At 39.8% G+C, this 15,015-nt stretch carries 15 protein-coding genes; all 15 read right to left on the bottom strand.

All coding sequences use genetic code 11. From position 1 onward, the window contains the following. Positions 1-101: 101 nt before the first annotated feature. The gene (locus ACI3K6_RS22435; protein WP_435556562.1) at positions 102-740 is read right to left on the bottom strand and encodes a 50S ribosomal protein L25/general stress protein Ctc; all 639 of its coding nucleotides are present in this window, start codon (positions 738-740) and stop codon (positions 102-104) included. Between the two features lie 78 nt (positions 741-818). Next, positions 819-1,775 (bottom strand): ribose-phosphate diphosphokinase, encoded by a 957-nt coding sequence (locus ACI3K6_RS22430; RefSeq protein WP_435556561.1) that lies wholly within the window; start codon positions 1,773-1,775, stop codon positions 819-821. Positions 1,776-1,799: 24 nt separating this feature from the next. Beyond that, positions 1,800-3,173 (bottom strand): bifunctional UDP-N-acetylglucosamine diphosphorylase/glucosamine-1-phosphate N-acetyltransferase GlmU, encoded by a 1,374-nt coding sequence (gene glmU / locus ACI3K6_RS22425; protein ID WP_435556560.1) that lies wholly within the window; start codon positions 3,171-3,173, stop codon positions 1,800-1,802. Positions 3,174-3,485: 312 nt separating this feature from the next. Next, on the bottom strand, positions 3,486-3,776 hold the full coding sequence (gene spoVG / locus ACI3K6_RS22420; protein WP_003347151.1) for a septation regulator SpoVG: 291 nt from the start codon (positions 3,774-3,776) through the stop codon (positions 3,486-3,488). A gap of 199 nt (positions 3,777-3,975) precedes the next feature. After that, complete coding sequence (gene ridA / locus ACI3K6_RS22415; protein WP_435556559.1) at positions 3,976-4,350, bottom strand: 2-iminobutanoate/2-iminopropanoate deaminase; 375 nt, start codon at positions 4,348-4,350, stop codon at positions 3,976-3,978. A gap of 13 nt (positions 4,351-4,363) precedes the next feature. Beyond that, positions 4,364-5,182, bottom strand: a complete 819-nt coding sequence (gene purR / locus ACI3K6_RS22410) for a pur operon repressor (RefSeq protein WP_335477596.1) — start codon at positions 5,180-5,182, stop codon at positions 4,364-4,366. A gap of 54 nt (positions 5,183-5,236) precedes the next feature. Continuing rightward, positions 5,237-6,106, bottom strand: a complete 870-nt coding sequence (ispE, locus tag ACI3K6_RS22405) for a 4-(cytidine 5'-diphospho)-2-C-methyl-D-erythritol kinase (RefSeq protein WP_335477598.1) — start codon at positions 6,104-6,106, stop codon at positions 5,237-5,239. Positions 6,107-6,360: 254 nt separating this feature from the next. Next, positions 6,361-6,546: a small, acid-soluble spore protein, alpha/beta type gene (locus ACI3K6_RS22400; RefSeq protein ID WP_335477600.1), complete on the bottom strand. Its 186-nt coding sequence runs from the start codon at positions 6,544-6,546 to the stop codon at positions 6,361-6,363. Positions 6,547-6,666: 120 nt separating this feature from the next. Further along, positions 6,667-6,930: a biofilm formation stimulator Veg gene (gene veg / locus ACI3K6_RS22395; protein WP_335477602.1), complete on the bottom strand. Its 264-nt coding sequence runs from the start codon at positions 6,928-6,930 to the stop codon at positions 6,667-6,669. A gap of 199 nt (positions 6,931-7,129) precedes the next feature. Further along, a complete protein-coding gene (gene yabG, locus ACI3K6_RS22390; protein WP_435556558.1) occupies positions 7,130-8,014 on the bottom strand; it encodes a sporulation peptidase YabG in 885 nt (294 codons plus the stop codon). Positions 8,015-8,656: 642 nt separating this feature from the next. Then, complete coding sequence (gene rsmA / locus ACI3K6_RS22385) at positions 8,657-9,538, bottom strand: 16S rRNA (adenine(1518)-N(6)/adenine(1519)-N(6))-dimethyltransferase RsmA (protein ID WP_435556557.1); 882 nt, start codon at positions 9,536-9,538, stop codon at positions 8,657-8,659. Continuing rightward, positions 9,531-10,091 carry a ribonuclease M5 gene (gene rnmV / locus ACI3K6_RS22380; RefSeq protein ID WP_435556556.1) on the bottom strand — a complete coding sequence of 187 codons (561 nt, stop codon included), beginning with the start codon at positions 10,089-10,091 and terminating at the stop codon, positions 9,531-9,533. The genes rsmA and rnmV overlap by 8 nt, the downstream gene beginning before the upstream one ends. A 162-nt stretch (positions 10,092-10,253) precedes the next feature. After that, the gene (locus tag ACI3K6_RS22375) at positions 10,254-11,435 is read right to left on the bottom strand and encodes a ubiquitin-like domain-containing protein (protein WP_335477622.1); all 1,182 of its coding nucleotides are present in this window, start codon (positions 11,433-11,435) and stop codon (positions 10,254-10,256) included. 237 nt (positions 11,436-11,672) lie between these two features. Beyond that, entirely contained in the window at positions 11,673-12,440 is a 768-nt protein-coding gene (locus ACI3K6_RS22370) for a TatD family hydrolase (RefSeq protein ID WP_435556555.1), read from the bottom strand. A 219-nt stretch (positions 12,441-12,659) separates the two neighbouring features. After that, positions 12,660-14,615 carry a methionine--tRNA ligase gene (gene metG / locus ACI3K6_RS22365; RefSeq protein WP_435556554.1) on the bottom strand — a complete coding sequence of 652 codons (1,956 nt, stop codon included), beginning with the start codon at positions 14,613-14,615 and terminating at the stop codon, positions 12,660-12,662. Between the last annotated feature and the right edge of the window lie 400 nt (positions 14,616-15,015).

Below are 15,015 nucleotides of genomic sequence, written 5' to 3'. Positions count from 1 at the left end.
AGATTTCGAAACATTTGCCTCTCCTGTTTAAGAGTTGATTCTTTTGAACTAGCTAACTTTATGCGACAAAAGACGTAACCTGATTTAGGTTACGTCTGCTGCTATTCTTTACCCACTGGTTCAGTTTCTCTGCCTTCTTCATTATCAGGGTGACCACCCTCTTGCTGTTCACCAGCATTAATTTCTTCCTCCTGCTTCGGTGGAAGAATCGAGGCGATGACTTCCCCTTCTTCATGATTAAAGGTAAATTCACCTTGATAAGGGATATCCGCAACGGTTAAGGTTTCCCCAACCTTTAGACTCGTTACATCCATCTCAATTTGCTGTGGAATCTGGTCAGGAACGGCTGTAATAGAAAGTTGATGAACTGGCTGCTGGAGCACCCCGCCATCCTTTACCCCTTCCGCTTCACCAGTAAGGACGAGTCTCACATCAACGGTAATTTTTGAAGACTTATCAACCGCAAGAAAATCAACGTGGATAATTTCCTTTTTTATAAAATCCTCTTGATAGTCAGATAAAATTACATCTTGTTTGCTTCCATTTACATCAAGCGAGATAATTCCATTTCTGCCTACGCTTCGAATCGTTTTTGTTAAATCCGCCGAACTGATAAATACAGGTTTACTTTCAACCTTTGCCCCATAAATAACGGCAGGTATATTTCCGTTTCGTCTATTCTTCTTTAATTCTGAAGTTGGTAGATCTTTTCGTTCTTGTGCATGTAAAACAGCTGTCATAAAATGTCACCTTCCTATTTCATTCTTCTATATAAAATTTCCCCAAAATAGGAAGGTCTAAACATTTTTCTATTTTAATTAATCAAACAAAGTGCTGACAGATTGTTCTTCGTGAATCCGGATAATCGCTTCACTAATAAGCGGTGCTACAGAAAGGCTGAAAATCTTCTCAATTTTCTTCTCTTCCGGAAGAGCAATGGAATTTGTAACGACTAATTCTTTAATTTTTGAATTTTGAATTCTTTCAATTGCCGGTCCTGACAATACTGGATGTGTACAGCATGCATATACTTCTTTTGCACCGTTTTCAACCAATGCGTTGGCAGCCAAAGTAATAGTACCCGCTGTATCAATAATATCATCAATCAGAATAGCCACTTTGCCTTCAATATTACCAACAATATTCATAACTTCTGCCACATTTGGTCTTGGGCGACGTTTATCAATAATGGCAATAGGCGCCTTTAAGCGTTCAGCCATCTTTCTGGCCCTGGTAACACCACCGTGGTCTGGAGAAACGACAACGATATCACCGTCTAATTCCCTATCGCAAAAATAATCGGAAAGAATTGGAACACCCATTAAATGATCAATTGGAATATCAAAGAATCCTTGAATTTGTGGTGCATGTAAATCAAGGGTAAGCACGCGAGTAGCTCCTGCTGTTTCAAGCAGGTTTGCGACTAATTTTGAAGTAATTGGCTCCCGTGCTCTTGCTTTTCGATCCTGACGTGCGTAGCCATAGTATGGCATAACAATGTTAATCGTCTTGGCTGATGCTCTCTTTAACGCATCAATCATGATTAATAATTCCATGATGTTGTCATTAACTGGCTGACTGGTTGACTGAATGACGTAGACATCGCAGCCACGGATACTTTCTTCAATATTAATTTGAATTTCTCCGTCACTAAACCTTGATACTGAGCACTTTCCAAGTTCAACTCCAATTACCTTTGCAATTTCTTGAGCTAAAGGGATATTTGAATTAAGAGTGAACACTTTTAAATTTGGATCTAAATATTGATTAGACATTTCAGGCCTCCTGGAATTCTCCGCTTATTTCTTCAAATTTAGCTTATCAACGTAATTATCTTTATTTACTTGTTGTGCCCGTGCAATGGACAAAGCATTTCCCGGTACATTTTTGGTGATCGTAGAACCTGCAGCAACATAGGCTCCTTTTCCAATTGTCACAGGTGCAACTAAATTGGAATTGCAGCCGATAAAAACATCATCCTCAATTTTGGTCAGGAATTTATTTTTACCGTCATAATTTACCGTTATCGATCCACAGCCAATATTGACATTATCCCCTACTTCGGCATCGCCAATATAGCTAAGATGGGAAGCTTTACTTCCATTTCCGAACACAGCTTTTTTAATTTCAACAAAGTTCCCAATTTTTACGTCATCATGAATGGCAGAGTCTGGGCGAATATGTGCAAATGGGCCTATATTGACTCGCGAACCAATGGAACTAGCGAAAGCTGCCGATTGACGAATCACCGTTTCGTTCCCAACTAGGCATTGATCAATTTCAGAGTTTGGTCCAATTTGGCATTCGGATCCAATCACTGAATTCCCTTTAATGCTCGTCCCTGGAAAAATAACGGTATCTTGGCCTATGGTGACTTGGTCCTCAATATAGGTATTAGCTGGATCGATGATGGTTACGCCATTACGCATATGAATTTCATTAATACGATGACGCATAATCCGTTCGGCTTCTGCTAACGCAACCCTGTCGTTTACTCCAAGTGTCTCTTCAAAATCAGGAGTTTGGTATGCTGCAACGACCTCTCCCTGCTTTTTAAGGATTTCAATAACATCCGGCAGATAGTATTCACCTTGAACATTATCATTTGAAACATTTTTTAATGCTTCAAATAAGGCAATATTATCAAAGCAATATGTCCCTGTATTAATCTCGTTGATTTGTCTCTCTGCTTCAGACGCATCCTTATGTTCCACAATTTTTTCGACATGACCATTTTCATTTCGAATGATCCGACCATAGCCAGTAGGATCTTCTATTTTCGCTGTAAGGATCGTGGCTTTTGCCTTTGACTCTTCATGCTGTTTAAATAGCGACTCCATTGTCTCTGATCGGATGAGCGGGGTATCCCCACAAACAACAAGCGTGATGCCTTGTTTACCTTCGAGGATCTCTTGTGCTTGTCTAACGGCATGAGCAGTACCCAACTGCTGTTCCTGCAAGGCATAGTGGCTTGCATCCCCTAACTCCGCTTTTACCATCTCCGCACCGTGGCCAATAATCGTAACTATTTCCTGTGTATTCAATTTGTTCACTTGGTCGACCACATGTTGAACCATTGGTTTACCACAAACCGGGTGTAGCACTTTATAAAGCTTTGATTTCATCCGCGTTCCTTGCCCTGCGGCTAAAATCACAGCAAAGCGATTAGACATGAACAGTCCTCCAATAAGCTCTTTTTTCCCCACATTAACGGGCAGTAAGACCACTGGTCAATTGCCTATAAATGTCCGATTCTGTTCAACTATCATTTAGTGAGGGTGAAAAGAACCCCCATTCGTTGAAGTTTCACTTTATCCATTAAAAATATTAACGTAAATGGGATATCATTTCAAGGAGAGGAGAGCACATGCTATTGCAAAAATTTTTAAAAAAGAGGGATGATACGGGCAATTTTACTGGGGACAAAATATTTTAAACAATAAAAAGAGCCTTACTCAGAAGAAAGGCCCTAGTTGTTCAAATCCTCAGGAAGCTCCGGCTTCTTCAAATTCTACTTCTAATTCACCTAGGCGGTGGTATTCAGCCAAAACAGCTTCTTGAATTTTACCGCGCGTTCCTGAATTAATTGGATGCGCAATGTCACGAAATTCACCATCAGGTGTACGTTTACTTGGCATAGCGACAAATAAACCGTTATTCCCGTCAATAACACGAATGTCGTGGACAACAAATTCATTATCTAATGTAATTGAAGCGATTGCCCTCATCCGTCCATCGGTATTGACACGGCGTAATCTTACGTCAGTTACTTCCATTTGCTCACACCCTTTTCATATTGATAAAAAGCTAGTTATTAAATTCAACAAAGTTTTATTGATTCCTGCTAATTATTTAAATTTTTTTTGAAAATTTAGGTCAAAATGGTGAACAATTGGAAATTCGCTCCGTGTTTTAGCAAAAATTAGGGTACTATTTATCTATTTATTCTCCAAATATCAACAAAAAAACGCCCGTTTATTTAACGAGCGCAATCACTTCGATTTCAACTAAAGCGTCTTTTGGTAATCTAGCCACCTCTACACAGGAACGGGCCGGTTTATGTGCTGAAAAATATTCTCCGTAAACTTCGTTAACAGCAGCAAAATCATCCATACTTTTGATAAAAACCGTTGCCTTGATTACGGTTTCAAATGAAGCCCCAGCTTCCTGCAAAACGGCTTGGAGATTGCGAAAAACTTGGTGCGTTTGTTCCTTAATATCACCATTAACCATCGTTCCTTCAGCAGTTAACGGAATTTGTCCAGAACTAAAGAACATATTATTTACGACTATTCCTTGGGAATAAGGACCAATGGCTGCGGGTGCTTGATTAGTTTGAACTTCTTTCATGCGATCTCCTCCATTACTCTTTAAAATAGTTTCCGATGTGAACATTGATGTTTTTATCTTTTATATCAACATCAGATAATGTCACAAGTGATAAATATTCATCCACTAGCCGATCTTCTGTTTTTTCGGCCTCAACTAGAACTGCAATTCCGCTTAAGGTTGCATCAAATTCTTCGAGCATGCTAATCATTCCCATTACCGTTCCGCCGGCTTTCATAAAATCATCGACAATGAGAACATTTGAACCTTGCTTCATGCTTCGTTTAGACAAAACCATGGTCTGTATTCTTTTAGCGGAGCCCGAAACATAATTAATACTTACCGTTGGCCCCTCCGTTACCTTACTGTCCCTTCTTACAATAACTACCGGAACATTTAATTGACTGGCTACTGCATAAGCAAGAGGGATCCCTTTTGTTGCAATAGTCATAACCACGTCAATTTTTGTATCCACATAGGCTGACGCAATAATTCTGCCGGCCTGTTGAACAATCTGGGGATTGCCCAATATATCAGTAAGATATAAATAGCCCCCTGGTAAAAGCCGCTCCGGGTCGGCAATTAACTGACAAAGCTCCTCGGCAAAAGGTTTTGCTTCGTCCTTACTAACCTTTACAAAAAATTTCACACCGCCAGCGGCACCGGGAATTGTTTTTAACGTTCCAATTCCTCTCTGCTCAAAGGTATCCTTCACAATCGCTAAATCCTCACTAATGGAAGACTTGGCAGAAGCATAGCGTTCTGCAAAAAACGTGAGTGGCACTAACTGGCGAGGATGGTCCAGCAAATAATTAGTCATATCAATCAAACGTTCACTGCGGCGAAACTTCATAATCATCCTCCAAAACCGAATATTCTACTAGAAGAATACCATCATTGTGCGTATTTAATCAAGAGAATGCCGCTCTCCTAACATTCTAACGGCAAATACCTGGTCACAAAATCCTCTTAATCCATTATAAATACGATGCATTCTTGAATCATGACGAACGAGACCAAATACGGTGGGTCCGCTTCCGCTCATTAATACCGCATCGGCACCAAACCGTTTCATCTGTTCCTTTATTTGTGCTACCTCAGGATGAAGATGCAAGGTCACTTCTTCTAAGACATTACCAACATTTTTACTTACCCTTTGATAGTCATTTACCTTAATTGCTTCAATCATCTCTGGAATATTGGGATGCATAACCCCGTTGACATCCAAACGACGGTATACTTCTGCTGTTGACACCCCGATGAAAGGCTTGGCTAAAATGACCCAACAGGTTGGAGGGGCTGGAAGTTCGGTAATTTTTTCACCACGCCCTTTTGCCAGTGCCGTCCCCCCATATACACAAAAGGCAACATCCGAACCAATTTCACTGCCTAGCTCCGCCAGTTCATCAAGAGTTAGACCGAGATTCCATAACTTATTCAAACCCCTCAAAGTGGCAGCAGCATCACTACTTCCACCAGCTAATCCTGCCGCAACAGGAATCGTTTTTTCAATGGCAATTTCGACCCCCTGTTTCACGTTAAAGCGGGTCTTTAACAGTTGGGCAGCTTGATAGGCCAAATTTCGTTGATCATCCGGAACATAACGGTTATGGGACAAAATATGTATTTTATCTTGATCTAACAAGGTAAGTTCAATCCGATCAGCTAAATCTATAGTGGTCATTATCATTTCAACCTCATGAAAGCCATCGGGACGCTTATGTAATACATCCAAAGCTAAATTAATTTTAGCCGGCGCCTTGACTAAAAGCTTCACGCTCGTCCACCTACTTTAAAAGTTTAAAGCACCTTGCAAACCGCATGATGCATTTTCCGATTTATATATATTTTCCTATTTTACCACAAATAGCTCAATGTAAGACGTAGGATATCTAGATATCCTATCAAATTCTATATTTTATCATTAATTAATTACAAGAAAAAGTCATATTTAAAGGCCAGAGGCTTTCCCTCTGACCTTGCTGTGACGAATTGTTTAATTAACTTAAAGCGGATATACGTCTATGGCACCTATGATTTTCGATTTTGTGCAGCTAATTGTGCTTCCGCAAGTTCAATAGCCCGTTTTACCATATTTCCTGCGTCTTTGGCACGGATGCCGCCCCAACCTTCTCTTTGCACGACATCATAAAATCCCAGGTCCTTAGCCAGTTCTTCCTTAAACTGTCCAGACATGATTCCTCTTCTTCTGCCCATCTAAACAACTCCCTTCTTGTCACAGCATTCTTAGTATGGGTTAAAAACAAGGTTTCATGACATGCCTGAAACAGCAAAAAGCAGTAAACGTCATGTTTACTGCCATGCATCTCTTATATTCTAGCTTAAAGCGGCACTTCCTGCGGTTTCTTCATAGAAGGTAATCTGAACTGTTTCTGTTAATACATCAGCATAGCTGTAAGATACACGTTCAAAGGCATTTTCTTCTTGGTCCAATTCAATCACAAAAACAGATGGGTACGTTTCAGCGAGAACACCTGAGCGTTCAATCGTTTTTCTTCGTCCACCATTTGCCTTAAGTAATAACCTTTTACCTAAATTGGAATCCAGGGCCTTTTTAATATCTGCTAAGGTTTTTGTCATTCGGTCCACCTCACTATGTAAAGTATAACACACTGACACAATCTTGTCAAACAAAATAATAAATTATATCAGTCCGACAAAATGATTGTCAATATTTTTTATTCCATTTTTTTTGCTAAATTTCAACATTTTTATCGTTACCTTAAAACGTCAGTAATATGTATAGAGGAGAAAAAATAAGCCTCTGTATTTACAAAGCTTATTCCTCCTCGTCCTGAACGGGATGATAAGGCATTCCAGTCCGCAGCACACCTTTTGTTTCAATTCCTCCTAATCCCTTCTCACCAGTTAAAGTGTTGCGAAGAACATCCCAGACATTAATTCTTTCCATGAACGGGGTAAAACTGATTTTTGCAACAATATAGACCGGATCAAGTGCATGAATATTAATTCTCGAAGGGGAACTTGCAAAATTCGCCCCTGCATGAATCAAGGATTCGAAGTGAGATTGGCACGCACCAGCAAAAATCACTAATTGGTCCAGGTGCGGGAACTTTTTTCGGGCTTCCTTAACAGTCTGGACAAAGTGCTTGGAATGGCGGTAAGCATTAATATCGGTTATTTTCCCTTTTGCTTTTGAATAGGCATCATGTCCGGTAATGACAAGGATATCCGGCCGATAATAATCAATGAGTCCGCTAATTTTCATAGGCATTTCTTTTTCATTGCAATGAATTCCCAAGACCGGAACCCCAATTTTTTCGTAAAGTGCCATGCATTTTTTTAAATAAACAGGATCCCCGTCGAGGTGCAGCACTTTCCCGGGAATCTGAAAGTAACTGCTTGGTTTCACATATCCGCTTGTCGCTTCGTACTCCTGCCTCTCCTTCAATAGATCTACGTCCTGCGTAAATAATCTCAAAGATTGTTCTTCAAGTGTTCTGGATTCTCTGGAATGCTTTAATATTTCAGATTGATTCACCTTAACCAAATCACCATAAGGGGCATCAGCAATAAGGCGAAAATCCTCCCCATAAAGGATCGCAATATGTTGACCATTGGTATGTTGTAGATCGATAACCCGAAAGAGAAGATCACAGTTATGCGAACGTCTGCTGACTATATCATTTACTTTTATCTCCACTGCCGTCACTCCAATAGACCAGCAATTAGGGCCTCAAATAAGGTTTCTCTCATAGGCTATGCAAGGATGGATGTCCTGGTGAATGGAGATATGAATGGAAAACTAAATTCATTTGGGTTGCTTGTGCATCAGGGAGGGATCAGCGTTTTTTGGGGCATGTTGGTTGATTCTATGTGTCCTTTTTCTTGAGGCAGGGCTCTTTGGGTACGTAGAGTCCTTACGTGCCGCTTTTTTGCGTTTCGTTGCTCTATCAGGAATGTAGATGGCTCCTACGTGATCTTTTTTCTTGCGGCCACGCTTTTTTGGGAACGTAGACCGCTTCTACGTTCCGCTTTTTTGCGTTTGATTACTTTTTCAGGAATGTAGATAGCTCCTACGTGACCTTTTTTCTTGTGGCCACGCTTTTTTGGGAACGTAGACCGCTTCTACGTTCCGCTTTTTTGCGTTTCGTTGCTCTATCAGGAATGTAGATGGCTCCTACGTGACCTTTTTTCTTGCGGCCTCACTTTTTCTTAAAATTTAGACCGGTACGTTCCTTCTTTTTGCTCTTTTTCGGGCCAATATACTGCCTCTATCTGTCCTTTTTTCCGCTCCCCGACTTTTTTCGGGCCGATACAAAAAAAATAGACCCTTAAACAAGGTCTATTTAAAATGCTTATATAATTCATTGCTCAGACGGGCAAATTCCTCCAGAGACAAGGTTTCACCCCGTCTGCCTGGTTCAATGCCTGCAGCCTCCAAAGCAGCCAAAATAGCCTCCTTATCCTGCTTTCCATTCGGTAGCTGACTTGTTAGGTTATTTAGCAATGTTTTTCTTCTTTGGGCAAAGCTTGCCTTTGTCACTTGGAAAAAGAACGTTTCATCTTCAACGCTTACAGCAGGCTTGTCTCGCTTAATCAGACGAATCACTGCGGAATCCACATTCGGCTGTGGAACAAATACCGTTTTTGGCACAATCATGACTGTCTCTGCCTCTGTATAGTATTGTACAGCTATGGATAGAGATCCATAGTCTTTTGTGCCAGGCTTAGCGGAAATGCGGTCGGCTACCTCTTTTTGAAGCATACATACAATTCCTCGTATCGGAATGTGATCTTCGAGCAGCTTCATAATGATCGGTGTCGTTACGTAATAGGGTAAATTGGCAACTACCATTACATCTGTAGTTCCGCTAAACTCCTCCTCCATAATTGCTTGTACATCCGCTTTTAAAATATCCTGATGGATGATTTTTACGTTGTTATAAGGAGATAAGGTTTCTCCCAAAATGGGTAAAAGTCTTTGGTCGATCTCAAAAGCTACCACTTTTTTACTTGAACGGGCAAGCTGTTCGGTTAACGCCCCGATTCCTGGTCCGATTTCAATGGCTCCTGTTTGTTCAGGATTTAAATCCGCATAACCAACAATATTCTTTAGTATGTTGGTATCAATCAAGAAATTTTGACCAAGGCTCTTTTTAAAGGAAAAGCCGTATTTCTCCAAAATGGCCCGTGTTCTTACTGGGGTTGCAATATCCTTATTCATCCTTTTCCTCCCGATCCAAAACAGTAAGTGCTTCAGCAAATTCCTTTTTACCTATTTGAAACATCATCAACCGTTTGTGTAGTTGTTTTCCGTTTGTATAACCAATTTTTAAAAGTTTGCCTAATTGGATTCTCCGCTCTTTCGCGCCTTCCCCACCGATTAAGCCGGCAATCATTAAATCTTCTTGGGTTATTTCTTCTGAAATGGTGTTGTGCATGATTTGTGCATCTCTCAATGCTTCCCGTATGGCATCCGGACTGGCGTGTTCTACCCCTACTCCCTTATTTCCTTTGGCAATAGCTTGTTCCTTTGGCAAAAAGGCATGTTTACACCCCGGAACCTCCTCCGCAATGGTTTTTCTAATTTTTTCACCAGGATAGTCTGGATCAGTAAAAATAATGACGCCCCTGTTTTTTTGCGCAAGACGAACTTTTTCAATGGTTGCCTGGTTTACAGCAGAACCATTTGTTTCGATTGTATCCGCATCAACAGCCCGTTTAATGGCTGTGGTATCATCCTTACCTTCCACCACAATAATTTCTTTAATCCGCATGATTCCTCCAAAATTAAAAAATTAATAAATAATTGATAAATAATTGAAACATTTTTGTAATGTCCATCGTCTATATAAATGCAATCCATCATATTCTAGAGTATAAATAAAATATTGATAAAAGTAAAAAAATGCAGGGGAATGACCCCTGCACAATGAGAGTTACTGTAATATTCTGATTTTCACCTTTTTTCGTCCCCATCGATATGCTTCTGAGTTTGAAGGTACGAATACATCGATTTTATAGCCTTTTATCGCCCCGCCTGTGTCAGCGGCAACAGCATAACCATATCCTTCAACATAGACTTTTGTTCCAAGAGGGATAATTCTTGGATCGACGGCAATCACTTTTAAACTAGGATTGGCCCTTAGGTTTAATCCTGTTGCTGTTCTTCCGGAACAGCCATTGCAAAATGCTGTATATGCGGTGGCAGATACGTAAAACTCAGGTCCTGATTCATCTGCACCACGGGAAACCTGCATTGCTAATTCTTTCGTTCCGACGGCTACTACCTTATCTTGCTTCTTTGATAACGTCTGCTCACTGATTAGTGTTCTGCCAACTTCTTTTCCATTTTCTAATATGACCTCGAATTGTTTTGAAACGAGCCCTGGCATTCCGGGAGTCACAATCTTTTCTGTCCCTTTTTCCAGGTTTTCATCCTTTTGGGTGACCACGGCAAATTCAACAGGTTCTTCCACTACATCGGTGACTTTTTCTACTCGAATGACGTTAACAACACCATTCTTTGGTATGGTTTTTGTTAATGACGGTTCAACTCGGTCTAATTCATTAAGTTTAATTCCCTGTTGTTTTAAAAAGTCAGCGACCGTAGTCGAAGTGGACCAAACTACTTTTTCATTTCCGCCATCATTAAGGCTAAGATGAAAAGCTCTTTCTAAGTTAATGTTCATTTTATGGTTAATTGCCGTATTCAATTTTGGAGAAACTTGGTCATGCTCGTTTAAAACAATCTTCTGTTGCTTTAATGCTTCTGCTACAGTCCCGGCTGTTGTCCAAATCGTTTTTTTCTCGTTGTCCTTGACAATGGTAACCTGTTGCGCTTGTTTCCATTCAACAGTAAGGTGATCCTTCACCCTAGTGTTTACGCTTGGATACAAGTAGTCTTGCGAGCGAATTGATACATCCAGTTCATCCAATAATTCTTTAATGGTATCTGCATGCGTTTTGATGACCTCGTGCTTGCCATTAAGTGTAATTGCTACTGTTTTCTTTGACCCTTCATAATAAAGAATCCCAAGAGTTGTGAGCAAAACTACGAAACTAGCAAAAGCAATGGTCAAATTTCTTCCGCTCAAAGACAGGAAAAACAGGTTTTTCATGTTTTTGAATACGATGAAAAACGCCTCCTTTTCTTTGGAGAGATTATTAAAACCATGCCGTCGGCTGTCAACCCTTGCATATCCTGTGAGCATATTCCTAATTATGCACAATTCTGGAAACTTTGCAAAGGAAAACTTATCGACATGGTTATCCTATGTTGAAAAGAAGGCGTGTAGAACTTTTTGTTTTTATTAAAAATTTGGACAGGCACTTTGTGTATTCGACAAAATCCTTTATCAATTTATGCCGAATATTTTTTTAGCATTTTGTGTCGTGACTTTGGCTACTTCCTCCATTGTCAAGCCCTTTATTTCGGCAATTTGTTCCGCTACCAACTTCACATATGCAGGCTCATTTCGCTTTCCCCGATATGGATGTGGTGCTAAATATGGGCAATCTGTTTCAATTAATAACTTTTCCAAAGGAACCTCTGCTGCTACTTCCTTTGGTTTTTTTGCATTTTTAAATGTTACTGGTCCGCCTAGTGAAATGGAGAAGTTCATTTTTATACATTCTTTGGCAGTTTCTGGACTCCCACTAAAGCAGTGCATGATCCCGCCGACCTCTTCTGCCCCTTCTTCTTTTAATATTTCCACAATATCGGCAGTGGCTTCCCGATTATGTATCACAATTGGCAACTTCACTCTTTTAGCTAACCGAATTTGCTTGCGAAATACCTCTTGCTGAACCTCTTTTGGCGACTTATCCCAATAATAATCAAGCCCCATTTCCCCGATCGCTACCACTTTCGGATGAGAAGCAAGTTCTTCAATCCAGGCCAAATCATTATCGGTCATATCAATCGCATCAACGGGATGCCAACCGACGCAAGCATAAATAAAATCATAAGCCTCCGTTAATTCCATGGCTCTTTGAATGGTTGGCCGGTCGAAACCAACCACCACCATATGGGTGACCCCTTCGCTTAATGCCCTGTCAATAACCTCTTGCAGGTCATCATTATATTGGTCTGCATTTAAGTGCGCATGTGTATCAAATAACATGTTATGTCCCCTTTTCAGTTTGTAAAAGTTCATTTTATTACAAATTTTTCAAAAAGATTACGATCTATTATCTACACCGGGAGCAAATTCCCTTTTACAACAAAAATCTCTATTCTTGATGAAAAAGAAAGAAATATCTCGAAAAATGTTTCACGTGAAACAATCAAAAGCAAAAGCGCCTTAAAACAGGCGCTAGTGCTGAAGTGAACATTATTTTCTCTATTTTACTTTTGCCCCATTTGGCAGCGTTTGATCAACGGTAGCCAAGGATAGAGCACCGTCCTTGGATCCAGCGAGAATCATTCCTTGTGATAATTCACCACGAAGTTTCACCGGTTTTAAATTTGTAATACAAATGACTTTACGCCCTACCAATTCCTCAGGTTTATAGTATTGAGCAATACCAGAGACAACTTGGCGTTTTTCATACCCTAAATCAAGCTGAAGTTTAAGTAATTTATCCGCCTTTTTAACAGGCTCTGCTTGAATGACCTCTGCCACCCGCAGATCAATTTTCATAAAGTCATCGATGGAAATCTCTTCAATTGTTTCCGGCTTTTCCTCTTTCTTTTCCTCTACTGGGGTTTCCTTTGTCCCGCCTTGCATTTTGGTTTTAATAAATTCAACCTCTTCCGCAATTTCTAACCGTGGGAATAATGGAGCAGCTTTTTCAACCTTTGTTCCATTTGAAATGGTTCCAAAGATTTCTAAGCTCTCCCATGTTTTTAGGTTCTCATCCTGAATGCCTAATTGATCAAAGATGCCCCCAGGTGTTTTAGTAAGAAACGGTTTAAGGAGAACAGCTGTTCTCCGTAATGACTCTGCTAAATGGGCCATTACGCTCTCCAGTTCACCTTTACGTTCCTCCTGCTTCGCCAAATTCCATGGCTGTGTTTCATCGATATATTTATTGGTCCGGCTTACCAATTGCCAAATGGCTGTTAATGCAACCGAGAATTCCATCTTCTCCATTGCTTCCTCATATTTTGCTACTGTTTCACGATTAACTTCCAGTAAAGACTGGTCGAATTCGCCTACAGATCCAGCATAAACTGGAATCATTCCTTCAAAATATCTGTCAATCATTGCAACGGTACGGTTCAACAGATTTCCTAAGTCATTGGCTAAGTCAAAGTTAATTCTTTCAACAAATCCTTCTGGTGTGAAAACACCATCTGCTCCAAATGGCACTTCCCTTAATAGGTAATAACGAAGTGCATCAAGTCCATATCGGTCAATAAGAGTAACCGGGTCGACGACGTTTCCTTTTGATTTGGACATTTTTCCATCCTTCATCAATAACCAGCCATGAGCAAAAACCTTCTTAGGAAGCGGAAGATCGAGCGCCATTAACATTATTGGCCAATAAATTGTATGGAAACGAACAATTTCCTTTCCTACCAAATGGACATCAGCCGGCCAATACTTACGGTATTTTTCATCATGTTCCGTTCCGTATCCAAGTGCTGTTATATAGTTAGATAAAGCATCAATCCAAACGTAAATAACGTGTTTAGGATCACCAGGCACTTTAATACCCCAATCAAATGTAGTACGAGATACTGCTAAGTCTTCTAATCCCGGCTTAATAAAGTTATTGATCATTTCATTTTTACGGGATTCCGGTTGGATAAATTCAGGATTTTCCTCGTAATATTGCAATAAACGATCTACATATTTACTCATTCTAAAAAAGTATGATTCTTCCTTTACCTTTTCAACTGGACGGCCGCAATCTGGACAATTGCCGTCTACAAGCTGACGGTCCGTATAGAATGATTCACATGGAGTACAATACCAGCCTTCATACTGGTCAAGATAAATATCTCCTTGCTCCAGCAGTTTTGCAAATATTTTTTCAACAACTTGTTTATGTCTGTCCTCTGTCGTACGGATAAAATCATCGTAAGAAATGTCTAGTTTCTGCCACAATTCTTTTATTCCTGCTACAATGCCATCTACATATTGCTGTGGGGTAACGTTTGCTTCACCAGCTTTTTGCTGAATCTTTTGCCCATGCTCATCCGTTCCAGTTAAATACATGACATCATATCCACGCATCCGCTTATAGCGAGCCATCGCATCCCCAGCAACAGTGGTGTACGCATGCCCTATATGTAAATTTCCACTAGGATAATAAATCGGAGTGGTGAGATAAAACGTTTTTTTCTCCATAAATATCCCTCCTCAAGGATCGACCATTTCTATCTAATCAGTATTGCCTTTTTTTACCCTTCTCTATCATCAAAATATACAGAAAAACAGGTATTTGTGCAAGAAACCATCTTATATAGACTTCCAATTTTTAAAATATATTTCCTAATACCCCCATAAATCCTAAAAAAGGATTCGAATCATTTCTTGAAAAAGCAAAGATTTTGTAGATTTTTGTCGAAATTTATCGAAGAAAACGAATTCAATATAATTATAATCTAATAATATTAAAAACATCATTATAAAGCTTCACCTCTATTAAACATGATTACATCAATGTTTTATTATTAGGTAAATATTTCATTTTTTTGTCAAAATAAAATAATTGACGGATATGGGAAAGGCTGGTATTATAAAGCTA

Source organism: Neobacillus solisequens (genome assembly GCF_051233465.1).
Lineage (GTDB): Bacteria > Bacillota > Bacilli > Bacillales > Cytobacillaceae > Neobacillus.
This window is presented reverse-complemented; position numbering and strand designations above follow the sequence as displayed.